Annotated in this window: 23 protein-coding genes and 1 other annotated feature; of the genes, 2 read left to right on the top strand and 21 right to left on the bottom strand. The window is 47.8% G+C overall.

The genetic code is table 11. From position 1 onward, the window contains the following. Positions 1 to 12 precede the first annotated feature (12 nt). The gene (locus tag HP567_RS12295) at positions 13 to 456 is read right to left on the bottom strand and encodes an ACT domain-containing protein (RefSeq protein ID WP_106656758.1); all 444 of its coding nucleotides are present in this window, start codon (positions 454 to 456) and stop codon (positions 13 to 15) included. A 185-nt stretch (positions 457 to 641) separates the two neighbouring features. On the opposite strand from HP567_RS12295, the gene HP567_RS12290 reads away from it, so the two are divergent. Further along, positions 642 to 794, top strand: a complete 153-nt coding sequence (locus tag HP567_RS12290) for a hypothetical protein (protein WP_164724500.1) — start codon at positions 642 to 644, stop codon at positions 792 to 794. A 50-nt stretch (positions 795 to 844) separates the two neighbouring features. Here HP567_RS12290 and HP567_RS12285 read toward each other — a convergent pair whose 3' ends face one another. The 9 genes from HP567_RS12285 to HP567_RS12245 all read right to left on the bottom strand — a co-directional run bounded on the left by HP567_RS12285 (position 845) and on the right by HP567_RS12245 (position 8,160). Beyond that, entirely contained in the window at positions 845 to 2,023 is a 1,179-nt protein-coding gene (locus HP567_RS12285) for an NAD(P)/FAD-dependent oxidoreductase (RefSeq protein ID WP_173608467.1), read from the bottom strand. Positions 2,024 to 2,065: 42 nt separating this feature from the next. After that, positions 2,066 to 2,521, bottom strand: coding sequence for a DUF1641 domain-containing protein (locus HP567_RS12280; protein ID WP_047072800.1), 456 nt, complete (start codon positions 2,519 to 2,521; stop codon positions 2,066 to 2,068). A 289-nt stretch (positions 2,522 to 2,810) separates the two neighbouring features. Next, positions 2,811 to 3,476 carry a PilZ domain-containing protein gene (locus tag HP567_RS12275; RefSeq protein ID WP_173608468.1) on the bottom strand — a complete coding sequence of 222 codons (666 nt, stop codon included), beginning with the start codon at positions 3,474 to 3,476 and terminating at the stop codon, positions 2,811 to 2,813. An 8-nt stretch (positions 3,477 to 3,484) separates the two neighbouring features. Next, positions 3,485 to 4,762 carry a GTPase ObgE gene (obgE, locus tag HP567_RS12270; protein ID WP_173608469.1) on the bottom strand — a complete coding sequence of 426 codons (1,278 nt, stop codon included), beginning with the start codon at positions 4,760 to 4,762 and terminating at the stop codon, positions 3,485 to 3,487. Between the two features lie 13 nt (positions 4,763 to 4,775). Beyond that, positions 4,776 to 5,360 carry a Spo0B C-terminal domain-containing protein gene (locus HP567_RS12265; protein ID WP_173608470.1) on the bottom strand — a complete coding sequence of 195 codons (585 nt, stop codon included), beginning with the start codon at positions 5,358 to 5,360 and terminating at the stop codon, positions 4,776 to 4,778. A 201-nt stretch (positions 5,361 to 5,561) separates the two neighbouring features. Beyond that, positions 5,562 to 5,855 (bottom strand): 50S ribosomal protein L27, encoded by a 294-nt coding sequence (gene rpmA, locus HP567_RS12260; RefSeq protein WP_005832382.1) that lies wholly within the window; start codon positions 5,853 to 5,855, stop codon positions 5,562 to 5,564. Between the two features lie 7 nt (positions 5,856 to 5,862). Next, on the bottom strand, positions 5,863 to 6,213 hold the full coding sequence (locus HP567_RS12255) for a ribosomal-processing cysteine protease Prp (RefSeq protein ID WP_173608471.1): 351 nt from the start codon (positions 6,211 to 6,213) through the stop codon (positions 5,863 to 5,865). A gap of 13 nt (positions 6,214 to 6,226) precedes the next feature. Further along, positions 6,227 to 6,538, bottom strand: coding sequence for a 50S ribosomal protein L21 (gene rplU, locus HP567_RS12250; RefSeq protein ID WP_047072807.1), 312 nt, complete (start codon positions 6,536 to 6,538; stop codon positions 6,227 to 6,229). Between the two features lie 10 nt (positions 6,539 to 6,548). Next, positions 6,549 to 6,627, bottom strand: a sequence feature (ribosomal protein L21 leader region). A gap of 57 nt (positions 6,628 to 6,684) precedes the next feature. Then, on the bottom strand, positions 6,685 to 8,160 hold the full coding sequence (locus HP567_RS12245; RefSeq protein ID WP_173608472.1) for an Rne/Rng family ribonuclease: 1,476 nt from the start codon (positions 8,158 to 8,160) through the stop codon (positions 6,685 to 6,687). 107 nt (positions 8,161 to 8,267) lie between these two features. Between HP567_RS12245 and aac(6')-35 the strand changes: the two genes are divergently transcribed. Then, the gene (gene aac(6')-35, locus HP567_RS12240; protein WP_173608473.1) at positions 8,268 to 8,807 is read left to right on the top strand and encodes an aminoglycoside 6'-N-acetyltransferase AAC(6')-35; all 540 of its coding nucleotides are present in this window, start codon (positions 8,268 to 8,270) and stop codon (positions 8,805 to 8,807) included. 10 nt (positions 8,808 to 8,817) lie between these two features. Here the strand turns inward: aac(6')-35 and HP567_RS12235 are convergent, their stop codons facing one another. From HP567_RS12235 to radC, 11 genes are all read right to left on the bottom strand, one after another. After that, positions 8,818 to 9,654: a M50 family metallopeptidase gene (locus HP567_RS12235; RefSeq protein ID WP_173608474.1), complete on the bottom strand. Its 837-nt coding sequence runs from the start codon at positions 9,652 to 9,654 to the stop codon at positions 8,818 to 8,820. After that, positions 9,647 to 10,432: a M23 family metallopeptidase gene (locus tag HP567_RS12230; protein WP_173608475.1), complete on the bottom strand. Its 786-nt coding sequence runs from the start codon at positions 10,430 to 10,432 to the stop codon at positions 9,647 to 9,649. The genes HP567_RS12235 and HP567_RS12230 overlap by 8 nt, the downstream gene beginning before the upstream one ends. Before the next feature lie 159 nt (positions 10,433 to 10,591). Beyond that, entirely contained in the window at positions 10,592 to 10,792 is a 201-nt protein-coding gene (locus HP567_RS12225; protein WP_005832370.1) for a cold-shock protein, read from the bottom strand. A gap of 308 nt (positions 10,793 to 11,100) precedes the next feature. Then, the gene (rodA, locus tag HP567_RS12220; protein WP_173608476.1) at positions 11,101 to 12,231 is read right to left on the bottom strand and encodes a rod shape-determining protein RodA; all 1,131 of its coding nucleotides are present in this window, start codon (positions 12,229 to 12,231) and stop codon (positions 11,101 to 11,103) included. Between the two features lie 57 nt (positions 12,232 to 12,288). Beyond that, on the bottom strand, positions 12,289 to 13,083 hold the full coding sequence (minD, locus tag HP567_RS12215; RefSeq protein ID WP_048032107.1) for a septum site-determining protein MinD: 795 nt from the start codon (positions 13,081 to 13,083) through the stop codon (positions 12,289 to 12,291). Between the two features lie 20 nt (positions 13,084 to 13,103). Beyond that, positions 13,104 to 13,781: a septum site-determining protein MinC gene (gene minC, locus HP567_RS12210; RefSeq protein WP_026042972.1), complete on the bottom strand. Its 678-nt coding sequence runs from the start codon at positions 13,779 to 13,781 to the stop codon at positions 13,104 to 13,106. 151 nt (positions 13,782 to 13,932) lie between these two features. Then, positions 13,933 to 16,365, bottom strand: coding sequence for a peptidoglycan D,D-transpeptidase FtsI family protein (locus tag HP567_RS12205; protein ID WP_173608477.1), 2,433 nt, complete (start codon positions 16,363 to 16,365; stop codon positions 13,933 to 13,935). 21 nt (positions 16,366 to 16,386) lie between these two features. Then, positions 16,387 to 16,911, bottom strand: coding sequence for a rod shape-determining protein MreD (gene mreD, locus HP567_RS12200; RefSeq protein ID WP_173608478.1), 525 nt, complete (start codon positions 16,909 to 16,911; stop codon positions 16,387 to 16,389). After that, complete coding sequence (mreC, locus tag HP567_RS12195) at positions 16,911 to 17,870, bottom strand: rod shape-determining protein MreC (RefSeq protein ID WP_173608479.1); 960 nt, start codon at positions 17,868 to 17,870, stop codon at positions 16,911 to 16,913. The genes mreD and mreC overlap by 1 nt, the downstream gene beginning before the upstream one ends. A 14-nt stretch (positions 17,871 to 17,884) precedes the next feature. Further along, positions 17,885 to 18,928: a rod shape-determining protein gene (locus HP567_RS12190; RefSeq protein WP_173608480.1), complete on the bottom strand. Its 1,044-nt coding sequence runs from the start codon at positions 18,926 to 18,928 to the stop codon at positions 17,885 to 17,887. Positions 18,929 to 19,084: 156 nt separating this feature from the next. Next, entirely contained in the window at positions 19,085 to 19,783 is a 699-nt protein-coding gene (radC, locus tag HP567_RS12185) for a RadC family protein (protein ID WP_047072826.1), read from the bottom strand. Between the last annotated feature and the right edge of the window lie 99 nt (positions 19,784 to 19,882).

The following is a 19,882-nucleotide window of genomic DNA, read 5'->3' as shown; positions in this document are numbered from 1 at the left end:
ATTGTTTTTTACTTAGCCTCTACCGACGATCATCGCTTTGCGAACGCCCGGGATCAGCTGCAAGCTATCCAAAAACTCCGTGCTAGATACGCGAAGATTAGCCATATCGACTGACATGGATATAGTAGCAATCCCTTGAAGTGGAATCGTCTGATTGATGGTCAAAACGTTTCCACCTTGATCTGCTACATATGTGAGCACTTTGGACAAGTAACCTGACATGTGATCCAAAGAGAAAGTAAACGTCATAATTTTTTCGCTCATCATCGCATTGAACGGAAAAATGCCATCTTTGTACTTATAAAAAGCACTGCGGCTCAATCCTACCCGTTCAACCGCTTCATTCACGGTATCCACTTCGCCGGATTCCAGCATCTTCTTGGCTTCAATCGTTTTGGCAATCGATTCTGGCAGGATGTCAGATCGAATCAAGTAGAATTTTTCTTCCTTTTTCATGCGTTGTGTCCTCCTGAGAAAAACAGTTGTTTCTTCATAGAGGACATTATAACGGAAAGCATCTCATGTGACAATCCTTATCCGTCACTTTTTTTCATCGGATCATATTTGGTTTACTTTGATTACATGAGGGGAGGCTTCTTCGCGCACAATAATGCGTATCGTATGGAGGAGGTGAAAGGCAAATGGCCGGACGTGGAAAGTCAGATAAATCGGAGCGTCGTAACAATCACCCAGCAGGTAAGCCAAGCAGTCTCGATCAGTTTGGCAATGACATGCGGGGCAAAAAGATGGCCCAATCCCCAAACGTGATTGAAGATCCCAGCGGAAACGGATAAACAAACACAAAAAACCCGGGACATTTTCATCCCGGGTTTTCCTGATTCGATTAGTATGCCAAAGAGGACAGACCGTTGATATGAGTCAAGTAACGAACGTTACTCGCTTCTTTCATCAAGGTTGCTGGCAAGCCTTTGAGCTTCAGTTGGCTTGCACCGATTGTTCCGATTGCGTCTTTACGGCCCAGGCTACCCAGTGTACCGGAGAATACCGGTTTGAAGGTATCCATTTTGGTGCCGTTGAAGTGCGCGAAGAGATTGTGACCTACTACTTCGCCCATTTGCCATGCCAGTTGGGCAGTCGGAGGGTATGGACGACCTTCTGGCCCCATTACAACCGCACTGTCACCTGCAAGGAATACATCAGGGTGAGAAGTGGATTGCAGGAATTCTGTAACAGTTGCACGCCCGCGGTTTACTTCCACGCCGCACTCAGCTACTACGCGATTGCCTTGTACGCCACCAGTCCATACCATTGTTTTGGTTTCAATGGTACCGCCATCTTTCAGGCAAACTGTGGTTTCTTTCATTTCCGTTACAGGTACGCCTGTCAGGAATTGAACGCCACGTTTTTCCAGGCTCGTTTTCGCACGCTCAACCAGGTCAGGAGCAAAACCAGCCAAAATGGATGGACCTGCCTCTACGCAATAGATGGATACGTCTGCAAAGTCTACGCCATGTTTGTGGCACAAATTTGGCAACATATCAGCGAATTCCCCAACAAGCTCGATACCTGTCAGACCGCCACCGCCTACAACGAAGGTAACATCTGCTTTATTTTTGCTTGTCTTGTATTCAATCACGCGCTCTTCGAGGTGTGCGCGCAGACGATTTGCTTCTTCTACCGACTTCAGTGTAAAGCTGTACTCTTGCAGGCCCGGGATTCCGAAGAATGCGGTTTCACTACCCAGCGCAATAACTAAAGCATCGTATTTGATGGACTCGCCGCTCGCCAGTGTTACGCGTTGGGAATCGAGACCAATATTTTCTACCGTGTCTACTACGAGGTTAATCTCTTTGCCACGCAGCAATCTTTCCAGAGGGAGCGCTACGTTTTGTTCAGACAGGTTTCCTACTGCCAAGCGGTGCAGTTCCGTAATGATTTGGTGAGTAGGAAAACGGTTTACCACCGTGATCGACGCTTCTTCAGCCGTCATGTATTTACGTGCAGTCAATGCGCTGAGCAAACCGCCATAACCGCCGCCTAGAATCAGAATATGCTTCGCCATGCCCAATCCTCCGTCCTTGTCTTCCATTCCATAATAAAAAAACTAGCGTTTTTGTTGTTGACGTTCTGCTGTTACTTCCAAGAATGCTTGTGCGAAACGCAATGTTTTTTGTACTTGCGGATCTTTGAGCATTTTGAGAATACCGAACAAACCGATCGTAGACTCTTCTACGTGAACACGGTCATTGGCTTCAATGGCTGCTTGGGCAATACCCTTTGCTTTATCAGAGATCGGTTTTACGAACTCTTCCATTCCACCTTTGATGTCGTCGATCAATACATGATCATTTGCAACCGTTTGTACCAAATCATACGTTTTGGTCAAAAGAGTTGTCAGTTCCGCCAATTTAGGCAGATTCGCCACCAATACGTTCAGTGACTCTTGGATTTCTGGTTTCATCAGCTGATCCAGTACATCTTGTTGCTGCGCTGGTGCCAGAGTAGCAGTGCTTGCTACTTCTGCAGCAGCTTGAGCTTGTTGCGTAGTTGTTTGAGACATAAAAAAACGTCCTCCTTTGCTTTGGAATAGAGGCCTTTCATTCTCGATGCCTGTTCAAACGAGTAACGGCCGCTATTCTCCCTGAAAATCCGGTAAAAAATTATTTGTAACATTTTTCACAAAGTAAAGCAAACAACGGATTCGAATAATCAAAAGTGAATGATTTCACAAGTATTTATTCAGGAAAGCGTACACAACAAATCATAAAGTGAACAGGCTCGATTTAGAACTCTATGTACACTACTATATACCTTCTTCACAGGAACATCAAAGGAAAAAAACCGCTTCCTTAGGAAGAAGCGGTAGTTGAGAGCCTTTTATAGTAATCTTTGATGATTTCATGGTGCTTCTCATTAATATCCGTAAAGATTAATTCAATGATTGATTGCTTGTCCTGGAACGTTTTTTCCACGATTTTCGCCATCATGACGATCTCCTGCGCTTGCTTCGGTATCTTGAAAGACAAATGGAGAAAATCGCCCTTTGACACATAACCGTCCGTTCCCAAAACAAGACGGGTTGGAGAGAATTTCAGCAACACTGCCTCGCCTTTTTCTTCGATCGGTCTAGCTCCCATCACCTTGTAAGGGACAGAAATACCGAGATCTGGGGAGATGGGATCCTGCTTGCGCTTTTGTGTAATTTCTACCCCTACACTAATCGGAATCATCCCTAAAAGCTTGATCGGCCAAAGCGTTTGCTCCGAAACTACTTCCAAATCAATAGTGTTCACTGCCGCATCCGTCTCCCAACGAATGCGCACAGTTGATCCGAGAAGCTCTGCTTTTGTTTCAGGCTTCATCTCATACGAAACGACGAGATAACTGCCCTTTGCATGTTCAACCAAAACTTGGACAGGTGTCTTCACCTGCTTGGAGATGATTAGCGGTAGCGTCGCACCGCGTTGGAGTCGTTTATCCCCCAAAAATGGGTTCAGTGATGGGATATCAATCATGGTTTTTGTCACTCCACAAAGTCAAACTCTAATTTGCCGATCCGAACGGTATCCCCGTCTTTTGCTCCCAGCTTGCGCAGAGCATCATCTACACCCATACTGCGCATTTGTCTTGCAAAACGCTGGGCTGCATCATAGCTGTTCAGATTCGTCATGCGTACGAGTTTCTCGATCTTTTCACCGCTGACGACAAACACATCATTATCACGCGTAATCTCGAATGCCTCTGGTTCTTTTTCTGCTCGGAAGACCACGCGCTCTTCCACTTCCGCAACTTCCTCTACAGCAGGCTTGTCCGGAATCGTCGCCAAGGTATCCCCAATCGCATACATCAGTTCTTGTACGCCTTGACGGGTTGCAGCAGAGATTTCGTACACCTTCACATCTGGAGCCTTTTCCTTGAAAATACGCAGGTTTTCCTCTGCTTCTGGCAATTCCATTTTGTTCGCGACTACAATTTGCGGACGATCTTCGAGCTTGAGGTTATACATCGTCAGCTCTCGGTTGATCTGCAAATAATCCTCGTACGGATCGCGTCCATCAACCGCTGCCATGTCAATCACGTGGACGATCAAGCGTGTACGCTCTACGTGACGCAGGAATTGATGACCAAGGCCTACACCTTCATGCGCGCCTTCAATCAATCCTGGCAAGTCAGCCATGACGAAGCTCTGCTCCCCCAAATCCACAACACCCAGGTTCGGTGTCAGCGTCGTAAAGTGGTACGCCGCAATTTTTGGCTTCGCAGCTGTTACACTGGACAGCAGCGTGGATTTTCCTACACTCGGATAACCAACCAAGCCCACATCTGCAATCAGTTTGAGCTCCATGACAATGTAACGCTCTTGACCTGGCTCACCGTTCTCCGAGATGTGTGGAGCTGGATTCGAAGAGTTGGCAAAACGAATATTGCCTCGTCCACCACGTCCGCCTTTTGCGATCACAGCACGTTGTCCTTGCTCCACGAGATCGGCAATTACTTCTTTGGTATCATCATCAATGACAGTTGTTCCCGGTGGCACGCGCACGACCATATCTTCCGCGCCTGCTCCGTGCTGAGATTTGTTGCGGCCATGCTCTCCGCGAGGTGCTTTGAAATGTCGTTGATAGCGGAAATCTACCAGTGTACGCAGACCTTCATCCACGACAAATACGACATCTCCACCTTGACCACCATCTCCACCCGCTGGACCACCCAGCGGTACGTACTTCTCCCGGCGAAAGGAGACGGCTCCATTACCACCGTCCCCGCCTTTTACATATACTTTTACCTGATCGACAAACATGGTGTCACCTCTTTCATTCCGCGAATGGAACCACCAATTTCAGGACCCATTCTTCTTCCGTATGTATCCACTCGGTGACCTCCACCGTACTCTGTTCGCTTTTACGTATCAGCTTTTCCAATTCTTCCATTCCGGATGCACGAAGTACACCGGCCAGGTCAAAACGAAAATGAACGCCACGCTCATCCATCTGCAAGCTCAATTGCATGCTGGCTGCTTCGTATCCACTCTGGTCTACATGATCGTTCACTGTGCATAATATCTCTGACACCAACTGAAACAAGTCTTGCTCGTTCAAAACTACTCGCGTGAGATCCACATGATTGCACACGTCTACTTCTAAAAGCAATTCATTGTTCAGTGCGTTAAATGTCAAGAAGAAGACGGACAACAAGGAGCTATTCAATCGGGCCACCATCGATTCCTGCATCGCCATCTGTGCGATGCGCTTCAAATGGGCCTCTCCTTGTTCAGTACGGTTCAAATGCAAATAGCCGAGCAGAACCTGAACATGGTTCAACCAGTCATGCCGCTGCCTGTTCAGAACGGTCAGCAGTTGGTCTGTCTGATGCGTAAACAGCCTCCGCTCGTCCCCCATCACATTCACCCAAGTCGATAAGAATATCTTTCCCATCTATTGTACCATAAAAAAACCTCTTTCGAGGCAAAATCATAGAAGAGCGACCGCGTTTTACTGGAAGTTTTTATGCGCTCCGGAATTTTTAAATTCCTGCTCGTTAAAAAAGAGCCGGACAAAAAGAAAACCCAGCTATATCGCTGGGTTTTTCTTAACAAATATTTACGCTTCGGAAGCAACCGGCTCGATCACAACTTGTTTGCGATCACGGCCCAGACGCTTGAAACGAACAACACCATCTGCAGTTGCAAACAGAGTGTCGTCTCCGCCTTTCATTACGTTCGCACCTGGGTAAATCTTAGTTCCGCGTTGACGAACGAGAATGTTACCAGCAGTAACGAATTGCCCGTCGCCACGTTTCACGCCCAGACGTTTGGAAATGGAATCGCGACCGTTCTTTGTGGAACCTACCCCTTTTTTCGATGCGAAAAACTGAAGGTCCAAGTTAAACAGCATGTTCATATCAGACACCTCCCTGCCATTTACGATCATTTACTTTTACGTATTTACCGTAATTCGCCTCAACTGACAAAAGAGCAATTACCATGCTCTCTGCCAAAAGCTGTTGTTTCTCGCGTGCAGTCTCATCCTCTGAAGAAGAAAGACTCCACTTCAAGAACCCACCGCCTTCTTGTGCGACAGCGACATCAGGAGTGATGCCGGTCAAAGGTTGGATGGCGTTTAATATACCAAAGCTGATGCCTGATACAGCAGAACAAACGATGTCTGCCCCATAGGCACCCGCATTGGCATGTCCGGAAATACTAATTTCATGGATACCGTGCTGCGCACGGCTCACGATCACTTCAATCATAACAAGTCACCAATTAAGCGTTGATCTTCTCGATCACAACTTTGGTGAATGGTTGACGGTGACCTTGCTTGCGACGGTAGTTTTTCTTGGCTTTGTATTTGTACACGATAATTTTTGCAGCTTTACCGTGTTTTTCTACTTTACCAGTTACCGTTGCACCAGCTACTGTAGGAGCTCCTGCAGTAACTTTGCCGTCTTTGCTTACGAAGAGAACTTTGTCAAAAGTAACAACGTCTCCTTCGTTGCCAGCCAATTTCTCGATGAAGAGAACTGCTCCCTCTTCAACTTTGTATTGCTTTCCACCGGTTTCGATAATTGCGTACACTGTGTGCACCTCCTATACTCAGACTCGCCTTTACAGGTGCGTCGACAAGCGACGGCTTATGTACCTGATTCGTGCGGTTACAGTATGCACGAGGCATATCTGCATGACAACCATTAGGTTATCATAGCTACAATAGCCCAGTCAAGTTATTTCGATTGTAATCGCTGTGCCTCTGCCCGATTTCCGACGTATCCAATTTGAAAATTGTCTGGACTCATAGAAGGGACCAGCCGCTTATAGATCTGGACAGGCCATGTAATTCCTTCTGCTTTTTCCCACTCGTCTATCATATCCAACACTCTTGGTGGCATGTCCACGAGAACAGCCTCTGCATCTTGGCTCTTTGCCAAAGCGGTGACTTCCGCGTACAAGCGCCGGAACAGCTCGTCTACTCGCCAAACTCTCCCTCGACCCTTGCATGCCTCACATGGCTCCGTCAACCGCTCCATCAGGCTCGCACGAACTCTTTTTCGCGTCATCTCGACTAATCCGAGCGACGTCATCCCGAGAACAGTCGAAGGCACAGGGTCCTTCGCCAGCTCTTGTTTCAATCGCGCGATCACTCGTTCCTTATTGCCCTGCTCTTTCATGTCAATGAAATCAATGATCACGATGCCACCGATGTCTCGCAGCCGCAGCTGCCGGGCAATTTCAGCTACCGCCTCCAGATTGGTCGCCGTCACTGCCTGCTCCCGCTGTTGCCCTCCCCCACCAGTGAATGAACCGGTGTTTACATCGATGACCGTCATCGCTTCTGTCCTATCAATGACCAAGGACCCTCCACTCTTAAGCGGGACTTGTCGATCACGAGCACGAATCAACTCTGCCTCGACTCCCAAGAAGTCAAAGAGCGGCTGTTTGCCCTGATACCAGCGAAGCTTCTCTTGTACTTCCGGAGCAAGAGCTGCCAACGCCGCTTTTACCTCCTGATGAGTCGCCGCACCTTCTACCAACACCTCATCCATTCCGTTCGCCAAGCCATCTCGGAGCGCTACCTCAATCAACTCGGCATCCTGAAAAATCCGCCCGGTCGAGCGCAGTCCCTCCGCTGTTCGCAGCATATCCTGCCAGCGTTTGCGCAAATAAGTCAATTCACTAATAAGTGTCTGCTCTTCTGCTTCCGCTGCTTCCGTGCGCAGAATGCAGCCTTCCCCTTGCTCTACTGTCGAAGAGATAACCTGTTGCAGTCGTTTTCGTTTGGTATCATCGGATATTTTACGCGAAAGTGAAATGCTTTCTTCAGTCGGAAGGTACACCAGGTAACGCCCCTGCAAGCTGATCCGCATCGTGATTTTTGGCGCCTTCATTTCCATCGCCTCTTTACTCACTTGAACCAATACCTTTTGCCCTACGTGAACACGTTCCGCAATACTTGGTTTCGCTGTTCCACCCGGCTCCACACCGACCGTGTCATCTACGTACAAATAAGCATTTTGACCTGTACCAATATCAACAAAAGCAGATTGGATACCAGGCTTCACATCTGCGATCCGTCCTTGATAAATGTCACCAACGCTTGCGTGTGTCCCCACATCCTGTGTACGCCATTCCTGTAATTTCCCGTTTTCCATAAATGCGATGCGGATGCTGCCACCTTGTGCACTGATTGCTACTTGCTTCACTGCTTTCACTCCTTATTCCCCGTACAAACGTTGCCCAAAAGAAGGATAACCGGGCTCATAGGAAGTAATCTAACATAGCTACCAAGTCAAGGTAAAGGAGATAAACCATGATTCATACTGGTGATCTTAAAATAAGAACATTATCCCCTAACGATTCCGTTCATTTAGTCAAATGGCTTTCTGACGAGCGCGTTTTGGCCTATTATGAAGGTCGCGATCGGCCACATGACGAGTCCCTCGTACTGCAAAGCTTTTTTTCAGAAGACGACGGTGAAACCCGCTGCCTGATCATATACGCGGATAAACCAATTGGCTATGTGCAATTTTATCCGCTCGATGCCCCTGCAAAACAACAGTATGGGTATGCAAAAGACGACGTTGTCTACGGTATGGACCAGTTCATCGGAGAGCCTATTTACTGGAATCGCGGTATTGGCACTCAGCTCGTTAAAGCTATCCTCCACTATCTCCACACGGAAAAACGAGTTCAAAAAGTAGCCATTGACCCGCAAGCATGGAATGAACGAGCCCTCCGTTGCTACGAAAAATGTGGCTTTCGAAAAGTAAAAGAGCTTCCTCTGCACGAATGGCACGAAGGAAGCATGCGTGATTGCTGGCTGATGGAATGGATCGCTCCTGCTGATTAAGGACTAATGTCTAAAGGAGCTTGCCCACTGCAGCGTCGTGCTTTTGCTCAAACAAAAGGGCATACAAGAGCTGTTCCTCTGCCAAGAGACCCGCCCCTTGTACGTAGAAAAGATGGGAGCATCCTCGCCGAAGCTTGTGCGAGACAGCCAGTACCGTTTCCTCGGGATGCACGCGTATCGCTTGAACAGCAGCTTCTTTTTGCTGCCGGTCGTATTTTTCCACCAGGAAGCGAAAAAATTGATAAGGAAACCGCAAAAACGCCTGAATGTTCAACGTCAATAAATAAATCCCGATTACTGCTAAGTTGTACTTCAACTCCAGGCTGGACATCCCCACCATGATCCCCGCAAACAGCGTACTTCCGGACATCGATATCATCGTCGCCTGCCTATACGACATAAACCAGCATAGAACGGCCAACAAGATTCTCCCGCCATCCAATGGCCAGATTGGCAACAGGTTAAACATCGCAATCGTCAAATTGCTTACCAAGAAAAAGCGGGCCCACTCTTCCGTCCAAATCCCCATAAACCAAAACAAGTACGAGGCAGCCATCATCACCATATTTAAGAAGGGCCCTGCGAGCGCCACGACAATCTCATCCATTGGGTCCGTAGCATACGAGTCTTCCATCGTCGCTACTCCACCAAAAGGCAGAAGCTGCACTTCTTTTACGGTCCATCCGAGCTCACGCGCCATCGCTACATGCCCCAATTCATGGATCAGCACGATGACAAACAAGGTAATGACCTCCAAAAAATGGCCTGTCACCACGGACAAGCCAATCACCGCCCAAAATAGCAGGTGAATGCGAAACCGAATGTCGAGCCAGCCTCTCCTATTCAAACGGAATCACTTCCAGGGGGTTTACAAATTGCTCATTCACTTTGGCCCCTACATACAGATGACGTGATGTCTGATCCATTACCCGAGCGGTTCCGATGACTTTACCAGGTGCAAGGACCTCGTCCTTCGTCACCCCTATACTATCGAGATTGCCCAGCCATATCTCCCGCCCTTTGGTTAGACGAACAATCACTGTCGTCCCATAATCAGGCTTTTCACCGACAAAAGCAACCCAACCAGCTTCTCCGATCGTGATTTGATCGTTCATACCCGTATGCAGGATCACATTCGCACTCTCTGGATCATAGGATTTTACGACTTTCCAGCTATTCGGGAACTTCCATACAGCACTTGCATCCTTCGTCGTGCTCGTGGCTGGCACGGCAAGGGGATTGGTAGGTATCGAAGGAAGCATCGTCGGAATCGGTCCAAATCTCGCTTCATACCAGTCCGCTACGCCTGAAAAATTAAAGTCCCGTGTCATGACTTCCTTCGCGGAGCTTTTCCATGAGGCAGGAATCAACGTTGTTTGAAACAATACATAAGCAGCACCAATCAATAAGACAGATGCTAAAATTTGCACGCCCCACTTTTCATGGGACGGTGGTTGGTCCATCAGATCGTTCTCGCGCGGCGAATCATTGAATGGGTTTGGCGTTTCTTCGATTGGATCTTTCCAATCATCGACGTACGGAGTATAGCTGTCTCGCGACTGTGTTCGGATTCGCTCCAAACGCTCCCTCCGTCGTTCTTTTACACGATCTGCTCTTTCAAACATGTCCATCCCTCCGCAGGCCAAGCCTTTAGTATCATCCTATGACTTGTCTATCTGCTTTATGACGAGCGTTGTCCTTCTCCAACGCCCCAGCGTATCGGCTGGAAATACGCAAAAAAGACAGTCTCCCCAATGAGAGACTGCCTTTGAATCTGTCAATTTTTACAGTTTAGTTACGCTAGCAGCTTGTGGTCCACGGCTACCTTGAACGATTTCGAACTCAACCTTTTGACCTTCGTCAAGAGATTTGAAACCTTCTGACTGGATTGCGCTGTAGTGTACGAATACGTCGTCGCCACCCTCAACTTGGATGAAGCCGTATCCTTTTTCTGCGTTAAACCATTTTACGATACCTTGTTGCATGAAACAAAACCTCCCTGAACATTACGCCCCACGAGGCGAAAGAGTGTAGCGTTAACCTCTTTTTTACAGATAAGCCTTTTGCGTCAAGGAAAAAAAGTCATACGAATTGCGAATGACAATTGGTGACGTCACTCACAATACGTACGACTCCATACCAATCAATCAAACACTATAACTTGTAAAAATGGTTAACTTAGGATGATTTTAGCATAAGTATTTGCATTTGTCACGCATTTCATGAGTGTTCAAAAAGTCTTCTATTCAACACCGAGAAAGTGGCGAGAACCGAAGACTTTTTGAACAACTATTTAATCAAAACGCAACTTGTCCTTACGCATCCCAATGTTAAGGACCACACCAATGATCAGGAAGTTGGTTACAAGCGAGCTCCCTCCGTAGCTAATGAACGGTAGCGGAATACCCGTAATCGGCATCAACTGAATTGTCATCCCGATATTCTCAAAGATCTGGAAGGTAAGCATCCCTACGACACCCGCGACAACGTAGGAGCCGAACGGATCTTTTGCCTCCATCGCGATGCGGATCATTCGGTAAATCAATACGAAAAACAAAATCATCAGCAAGCCCGCTCCGACAAAGCCCAGCTTTTCTGCAATGACGGTAAAGATAAAATCACTTTCTCCTACCGGCACCCATCCAAAGCTCGCTTGTGTGGGCGTATCAATCCCTTTTCCGAACAGTTGCCCTGAGCCGATAGCAATCAAGGCTTGCTTGAGCTGGAACCCTCGTCCCATCGGTTCAAGATCCGGGTTCATCCAAAAGACGATCCGATCCCACTGATACGGCTTGATAATCTTGAAAAAGATATCCTGCTTGTATTGATACAACAGTGTCATAGCGGCAAAAAAACTGCCGACCAGCCCGCCCATATACAATACATGCTTCATCCGTATACCACCAACGATTAGCATAGTGGCAAGCATACCCGTATAAACCATCGCTGTACCCAAATCGGGCTGAATTAAAATCAAAAGCAGTGGTACACCAACCAAAGCCATTACCGGAATCAGCTTATAAAAATAGTAAAACCGATCCTGATCGTTTGCCCTCTTGGACAAGAAGCGGGCAACCGTTATGATCGTGAACAGCTTCATTGGTTCAGAAGGCTGAAACAACACAGGGCCAAGGTCATACCAGCTCGTCGTATTGTTAATGGGCTTTGTTTGAAATACCCCGATCAACAGAATAAGACCGAGTGCATATAAGACATAGGCCGTGTTGTGGAATAGACGATAGTCAAATAGCAATGTCACACCTAACACAATAAAGCCGATCACATACCAAATGACCTGCTGATGCGCCTTATCTACACCTGCCGCAGAACCGGAAATCCCCAAATAGCTGAAGACACCCAGACCTGCCATAATCAAAATGATGGTCCAGTCAATGGTTTTTAAATGACGTTTTTCCAGGTCCATCCGTTTCCTCCTAGAAAACGTGACTCCCCTCTATAAAAGAAGGGAGCCATGTATTACCTATTTTAGTCCAAAGAATTTACGCATTTTGTGGAACACGCCCGCTTTTTCTTCCAATGGTTGCAATGGGACAGCTTCACCCAAAAGTCGACGAGCGACGTTCCGATACGCGATAGAAGCACGTGATTCATGATTCATTACAGCCGGCTCACCTTGGTTCGCGGATTTAATGATATGATCATCATCCGGCACTACACCAATTAAGTCAATGGCTAACAAATCCAAAATGTCTTCTACATCCAGCATGTCGCCATTTTTCACCATATGGGAGCGAACGCGGTTGATCACCAGCTTAGGCATTCCGATTTTTTCTCGCTCTAACAGGCCAATAATCCTATCCGCATCGCGAACGGCCGCTTTTTCAGGTGTAGTCACGACGATTGCTTGATCAGCCCCTGCCACCGCATTGCGGAAGCCTTGCTCAATACCCGCAGGGCAATCGATGATGACATAATCATATTCCCGCTTCAGTTGCGTAATGATTTCCTCCATCTGCTCAGGAGTTACTGCTGATTTGTCCTTGGTCTGAGCAGCCGGGAGCAATGCCAGATTGTCAAACCGCTTGTCTTTGATCAGAGCTTGCGGCAATCGGCATGCGCCTTCTGCAACATCTACCAGATCATAAATAATTCGGTTCTCAAGTCCCATGACTACATCCAGATTGCGCAAGCCAATATCGGTATCTACCATGCAAACTTTTTGTCCCAACAATGCGAGCGCCGTTCCTAAATTGGCGGAAGTGGTCGTCTTACCCACGCCGCCTTTACCGGAAGTTACGACAATTCCTATCCCCACGTCCGTTCCTCCTCTTTCCCTCAACCCTCACGCTTTTTCTCACCCAAATCAGGGCGAATTCGCGACAAGTAGTTCATTTTCGCTACCAGCATGATCTCATTTTCCAGATAGGCAAATTCTGTGCCTCCGGAATTATTCGTCCATTCCTCACCCGGCTTGCTAATCACATCTGCAATCCGCAATTGAGTAGGACTCATGACTGCAGCCGCAATAATTACCTGTGAGTCACCGGAAATACCTGCGTGTGCGTACCCTCTGAGATGTCCCAGCACGTAGATGCTTCCTGTACTGCGAACCGTCCCACCGGGATTGACATCTCCCAATAAGAGCAAATCACCGTCAAACTCCAGAACTTGCCCAGAGCGTACCGTATTTACCTGTATGGAAAAATGGGTTTTTAGGCGTTCAGCCATAGCTTCTTCCCGCGTGATCAAATCGGATTCGATTGTATGGATCACCAGGTTGCCCTTTGTCCGAATAATTTGAGTCAACTGCTCTTGTTGCTCGGGTGAGCAGTATCGTTTTCCCAATTTTATAGATACCCGAATGAGTGGCCCCGACAAAATCTGTTGGTGGCTATGCTCTATTTTTTCACGCATATCGGCCAGCAGTTCGTCGAAGGAACAGGTATCATCCATAAAGAAGACGAGACCCTCTTTAGTCCCTTTGATCGTGACCTTGCTTTTCACAGTCGTCACCGGTTTCACCTCGACCGATACCATTCGCCATGCAGAAAGATTTTTCCTGCTCTGCGTGAAAAAATTGCCGAATCGGGTCAATTGGTGGCGTTTTACAAGAGCTTGACTCGATTATTCTCTCGGGCTTGATTGCCCTGGACAACCATTGCGGTTACTTCGAGGACGATGGATTTGGCTTCGGAACCCCACCAGTTAGGACCCCTGGATTCAGTTCATTGTAAGCTTCGAGCAATCGACGCGAGATCGGACCAGTAGCATCCGAACTGGATGTACCATCTCTCAAACTGTTCGGCGCAACGACGACGAATACCAGTTGAGGATTTTCATAAGGCGCAAAGCCGACAACCAGTGCATTTTCCGCTGGCTGCGACGTTTGTGCCGTACCAGACTTGGCTGCAACCGTGAACGGCAACCCATTGAATCGTTGAACGGTACCACCTGGTTGAGTAACCAACCGCATCCCTTCTCTTACCACCTGTATATACTTCGGATCGATATCAACCCGGTTGAGCACTTCAGGTTCAATGACGGAGAGCGTCTGTCCTGGTTTCTTCGGATCGGTGGTTCCTTTGCGAATTTCTTTTACAAGATGGGGGCGTACCCGATATCCTCCATTGGCAATGGTCGATACGTATTGACCCAGCTGCATCGGCGTGAACAAATCATATTGACCAATCATCACGTCCGCCAAGTTCCCGAAGTACATGTTCTGGTTTTCCCAACCGGTATGTTCATTCGGTAGATCCACACCTGTTTTCACACCAAGTCCAAACTGGGCATTGTAGTAATCATAGACAGAGAACTGCTTCTCCCAGCCATCTTTCCCTTTTCTTGCTAAGCGAAGCGCCATTTCGTACATATACGTATTGTTCGACACCTGCAAGGCACGACGAGCATTAACGGCTCCATGACCACCCGCCTTCCAGTTGCGTTTATACGTGTTTCCGACATACAATCCGCCTCGGTCATAGATGACTTCGTTCGGTGTAGTCAGCCCCTCCTGAAGCGCAATCATGACAGACAGTGGCTTGTAGGTAGAAGCAGGAGGATACGGCGTATAAATGAATCTGTTTGATTCGTTCGGCAAAATAAGCGAGGCGTAATTCTCGTTGAATTTCTTACGGTCGTAATACAGATTCAAATTGTAATCTGGATAACTCGCCATCGCCAATATTTCGCCCGTATTCGGATTCATCACCAATACATGTGCGTCTTTAAATGCTTTTGGAGTAGACGGGCGCTTCTTGAATGCTTCAACCTCTTCTTTCAAGATGGCCTCTACCTTGCTTTGATAACGCCAGTCCATTGCCAAAACAAGATCGTTTCCTGGCTCAGGGGATTGGCGCATCTTTTTCTCTACGGTCTCCGAATTTTTGTTCACGTGCACTTCCATGATCCCGTTTTTGCCACGCAAATAACGTTCATAGGAGCTCTCCAGTCCGGTTACACCGACACGATCAATAGCGTTGTAGCCTTGGGCCTGATATTCTTTCAAGCTCTCAGGGCGAATCGCGTTGATATAACCGAGAAAGTGAGTACCAAATGCTGAACCATCCGGATCTTCGAAAATTTGGCGAACAGGCTCCAACTCTACACTAATTCCTGGTAGTTCAGTACGCCGTTCTTCGATTTGGAACATTTCCTGCTCCGTGATGTTTACCTTGACACGTCTCGGAATGTAGCTGGCCATCTGCGGTGAACGCATCTCTTGTAGTAAAGAGAGCTTGTGCCACTGAAATTGGCGTTGCTGCTCTGTCAGCGGAAGTTTGATATCCATGTCGAACAACGAGGCATAGCGCAGCAAATCCATGTCAGACTTATCTGCCAAGCCCACGGGAGTTGGCAAAACTCCGATCTGATCCTTCACTTTTTTGGCAAGGTCATTGCGATCTTCCTTGTCCAATTTCAGAGTGAGGGTCATATTGGCGTTTATCGCCATTTTTAACAGCTCGAAGTCAGTAGTGTTCGCTTCCGTAATCGCGGGTGTACCAGGCTTGGCGGCATTCAGCTTCTTAATAAGGTCTGCTCTCTCCTTGTCATCAAAAGGAGAACGAACGCGCATCCCGAGATACACAGCAGTTTTTACCAGCTCAAAGTCCGACATCTGATCAACGGACCCTGCTTTCGGAACGGCTTTTAACTTCGCCGCAACCTTTGCCTTGAGATCGTTTGTTTCTTGCGCATTGAAAGCAACAGGCAAAGTTGATCTCAATTCAATCGTCTTCTTTAACAGTTCCTTATCCGTACCAATTTTGCCACCATCGGGAATGAGGATTTTAGCCAGACGATCCGCGACTTTCTCTTCATCAATGTCCTGCCCTTGTTCTTCAACGTATTGAACGGTGTACACCGGCTTATTCGAAACAAGTACCTCGCCATTTTTATCCAAGATACGGCCACGAGGAGCAGAAATCGGTAGTTCACGAATACTGAACTTTTCCAATTCATGCTTGTACTGTTCACCTTCCACCAGCTGCACGAAGGCTAGTCTCAAAATAATGGCGGCGAAGAACAAAAATACAATCACAAACAATATATTGAGCCGAATAGGTATGTCTGATTTCGGTTCTTTGACTTCTTCCACGAACTCTCCTCTCCTTCGCCCTTACTGCATGTGCATTTCCTTTTTCGCCAGAATCTTGTTGCAGACATTCTTGATCGGAAAGTATACCAGTAAGCCAAAAGCGAGATTAAACAGCACACTAGGCAAAATTTGATGCGTCAAAATCCATTGAACATCAAAGGGGGCAGCGGAAAACAAGCGGAACAAGGAATACAAAAGCCACTCATGTCCGAACAAAATCAGGAAGCTGGTTATGAAAACCATCCCGAATCCTCTCTGGAACAAAAGAACGATCATCCCTGCAAAGTAGCTGGCCACCATCATGGACATGGTATAGATTCCAATTAGTTGCCCAAACAGGACATCTTGTAAAAATCCGAAGGCAATCCCGTAATACAAGCCCTCGCGCCTGCCGAGATACATCGAAATAAAGATGCAGCAGACAAGTGCAAACCGGGGTACTGTCATCCAAGACAGACCCCATGTATCAGGTGAAAATACTTGCATCACAGTTCCTTCCAAAACAAACATAACCACGACGCCCAACGTCAATAAAAACCGAGCCATTACTGACCACCCCCGCTAGCAGGTGGAGCCGGAGGCACAGTTGTCTGCGTTTGTGTCTGGCCGGCTGGCTGTTGCGGGATCAATTCACCATTGGGAGCGATTGTGAAGTCTCGTTCCACAACCATGACTTCATTCAATTGTGAAAAATCAGCGCTTGGCTGGATGTAGGCGGTTTGAGTCAAGCCATAATCATCTGGTTCAACGCGAACAATATAGCCAATCGGCAAATTGCGAGGAACAACTCCTCCCAAACCGGATGAAATAACTTGCTGATCTTTTTTAATGGCCTGCCCCCAAGGGATTTTGCGCATGACGAGCAATCTCTTTTGCGCGTCGTACTCTTCAATAACACCACTAATTTGATGGTACACAGGCTTGCCATCGACCACCTGCTGCGTCAGAATATCCGCAGAAATATGGTCACGTCGCTCGTAGCTCGTCAACAATTCCACTGTAGCTGAAAAATTGGCTACACTCTGTACGCGGCCGATCATTCCTTTGGCTGTAATAACCGCCATATCCTTTTTGATGCCATGTTTCAGTCCTTTGTCGATCGTGATGACGTTGTTCCAAGTATCCGGGTTTCTCGCCACGACTTCCGCATAGCGGAGGCGGTAAGACTTGAGTGAATCTTTTGCCTGCAGCATTTCTCGAAGGCGATCATTCTCAGCCTTGAGCGTGTGCAGTTCAGCACTTAGACTGGCGTATTGATCCAGCCCTGCCTTAAGCGCCTTGTTTTCTTCATATACGCCGTACGCTTCCTCAATTTCCTGAAAAAAGCCAGAAACAGCCTGGGCAGGGCGATAGAAAAAGCCCTGCACCACGCTGAAGGTATCTTTGAAGAACATTTCTGGCCAGGTCAGGCTAACCCGTTCACGAGAAGTGAAGCCCACGACGGAGATAAGCAGGACCAAGCCTACAAGTACAATGATAAGCCGCTTATTCCCGAAAAACGACATGCCCTACCCTCCGTTTATTTACCCCGTTTTAGTCGGGAAGAGGTGATGCCTTGCTTGGATTTGAACAGGTGAATGTTCTCCAATGCACGACCTGTTCCAATCGCTACGCAATCCAGTGCGTTTTCCGCGACATGCACGGGCATACCCGTTTCCTTACTTAACAGGCGATCCATGTTGCGCAAGAGCGCACCGCCGCCTGTGAGTACAATTCCACGATCCATGATGTCCGCCGCGAGCTCAGGCGGGCTTTTTTCGAGTGTTACCTTCACCGCTTCTACGATAGCAGAAATGGTTTCTGCCAATGCTTCCGCGATCTCTGTGCTGCTTACCGAGAGCGTTTTTGGCAATCCGGTTACAAGGTCACGACCGCGAATGTCAACGTTTTCGACCTCATCAGGAGCAATCGCAGAGCCGATTTCCAACTTCAATGTTTCTGCTGTCCGTTCCCCGATCATCAAGTTGTAACGGCGCTTGATGTACTGAATAATCGCCTCGTCCATCTCATCCCCGGCCACACGAATGGAGCGGGATGTAACAATCCCCCCGAGAGAAATGATAGCGACTTCTGTCGTACCACCACCAATGTCAACGACCATACTTCCAGTCGGCTCCCACACTGGCAGGTCTGCACCAATCGCGGCTGCAAACGGCTCTTCAATCGTATATGCTTCCTTCGCCCCAGCCTGCTTCGTAGCATCTTCGACCGCGCGTTTTTCCACCGCAGTAATTCCCGAAGGTACACAGACCATTACGTTTGGACGACGTGTAAACAACCCTTGATTTTTTTGTGCTTGATTGATGAAATAGCGCATCATTGTCGCAGTTGTGTCAAAGTCAGCGATAACCCCGTCTTTCATTGGGCGAACCGCTACGATATTACCTGGCGTACGACCGATCATGCTTTTCGCTGCATTCCCTACTGCTTCAATGGAATTGTTATTAGTGCGAATCGCTACAACAGAAGGTTCACGCACCACAATTCCTTTACCCTTCACAAAAACAAGTGTATTGGCAGTGCCGAGGTCAATCCCCAAGTCACGTGTAAATCCACCAAACATAAAAAAACTCCTTCCAAATATTAATCCAAATGACAAGCATAAGAGAACCTCTTTCGAGGCCTCTCCAAGGTAGAGCGACCGCGCTTTTGTGGAAGGTTTTCATGCGCACAAGAATTCATAGAAGGATCGATGATAAATCTTGCGCGTAAAAACATGTTACAAGTACCCTTGCTCTTTGAGACTAACGTACTTGCCTTCCCCGATAATAACATGATCCAACAATGAAATCCCCACCAGTTCACCAGCGTCACGCAATGTATGCGTAATCGCGATGTCTTCCCTGCTAGGTGTCGGATCACCGCTCGGATGGTTATGTAGGCATATCACCGATGCGCTGCTACGACGGATCGCTTCTTTAAAGACTTCTCTCGGGTGTACGATGGAAGCGTCCAGACTGCCTACGAAAATCGTCTGCTTGCCAATCACGTGGTTCTTGGTATTCAGAAAGAGACAGACAAAATGTTCCTGTGTCAAATGAGCAAGCTCAGGCGACATCAAATCAGCTACGTCCCGTGGTAAACGGATAGAAGCCCTATACTCTCGAGGCACTCCCATCAATCTACGCCCAAGCTCAAACGCAGCATGCAATTCAATCGCTTTGACTGGACCAATTCCTTTTAGCTCTGTTAACTCAGCATGAGAGGCTTGGGCTAAACCACGCAGGTCTCCAAACCTGGCTAACAAGCGCTGAGCCAGCTGATGAGCCGTCTCTTGTTCCCTGCCTGTCCGCAGTAAAATGGCAAGAAGTTCAGTATCAGACAGATGGACCGCTCCTTCGCGAAGCAGTCGTTCACGTGGACGGTCATAGTAAGGGACGTTTTTCAACAGCGTTTTGTTACAGGTATTTGTTGCCATTTTATATCCGCCTCCAGCCATATTCACATTAACGAAAACGGCTGACATGGAGATGTTCATGAGGCGTATGGCCGTCGCCGCTTGCTTCAAGCATGACAA

Source organism: Brevibacillus sp. M2.1A (assembly GCF_013284355.2).
Taxonomy (GTDB): domain Bacteria; phylum Bacillota; class Bacilli; order Brevibacillales; family Brevibacillaceae; genus Brevibacillus.
This window is presented reverse-complemented; position numbering and strand designations above follow the sequence as displayed.

Bases quoted from the DNA above. Each gene is read 5' to 3' on its own strand.
- HP567_RS12295 (WP_106656758.1), bottom strand. From the start codon at position 456: ATGAAAAAGGAAGAAAAATTCTACTTGATTCGATCTGACATCCTGCCA.
- HP567_RS12290 (WP_164724500.1), top strand. From the start codon at position 642: ATGGCCGGACGTGGAAAGTCAGATAAATCGGAGCGTCGTAACAATCAC.
- HP567_RS12285 (WP_173608467.1), bottom strand. From the start codon at position 2,023: ATGGCGAAGCATATTCTGATTCTAGGCGGCGGTTATGGCGGTTTGCTC.
- HP567_RS12280 (WP_047072800.1), bottom strand. From the start codon at position 2,521: ATGTCTCAAACAACTACGCAACAAGCTCAAGCTGCTGCAGAAGTAGCA.
- HP567_RS12275 (WP_173608468.1), bottom strand. From the start codon at position 3,476: ATGATTGATATCCCATCACTGAACCCATTTTTGGGGGATAAACGACTC.
- obgE (WP_173608469.1), bottom strand. From the start codon at position 4,762: ATGTTTGTCGATCAGGTAAAAGTATATGTAAAAGGCGGGGACGGTGGT.
- HP567_RS12265 (WP_173608470.1), bottom strand. From the start codon at position 5,360: ATGGGGGACGAGCGGAGGCTGTTTACGCATCAGACAGACCAACTGCTG.
- rpmA (WP_005832382.1), bottom strand. From the start codon at position 5,855: ATGCTGTTTAACTTGGACCTTCAGTTTTTCGCATCGAAAAAAGGGGTA.
- HP567_RS12255 (WP_173608471.1), bottom strand. From the start codon at position 6,213: ATGATTGAAGTGATCGTGAGCCGTGCGCAGCACGGTATCCATGAAATT.
- HP567_RS12230 (WP_173608475.1), bottom strand. From the start codon at position 10,432: ATGTTTGAAAGAGCAGATCGTGTAAAAGAACGACGGAGGGAGCGTTTG.
- HP567_RS12225 (WP_005832370.1), bottom strand. From the start codon at position 10,792: ATGCAACAAGGTATCGTAAAATGGTTTAACGCAGAAAAAGGATACGGC.
- rodA (WP_173608476.1), bottom strand. From the start codon at position 12,231: ATGGACCTGGAAAAACGTCATTTAAAAACCATTGACTGGACCATCATT.
- mreD (WP_173608478.1), bottom strand. From the start codon at position 16,911: ATGGCTCGGTTTTTATTGACGTTGGGCGTCGTGGTTATGTTTGTTTTG.
- mreC (WP_173608479.1), bottom strand. From the start codon at position 17,870: ATGTCGTTTTTCGGGAATAAGCGGCTTATCATTGTACTTGTAGGCTTG.
- HP567_RS12190 (WP_173608480.1), bottom strand. From the start codon at position 18,928: ATGTTTGGTGGATTTACACGTGACTTGGGGATTGACCTCGGCACTGCC.
- radC (WP_047072826.1), bottom strand. From the start codon at position 19,783: ATGGCAACAAATACCTGTAACAAAACGCTGTTGAAAAACGTCCCTTAC.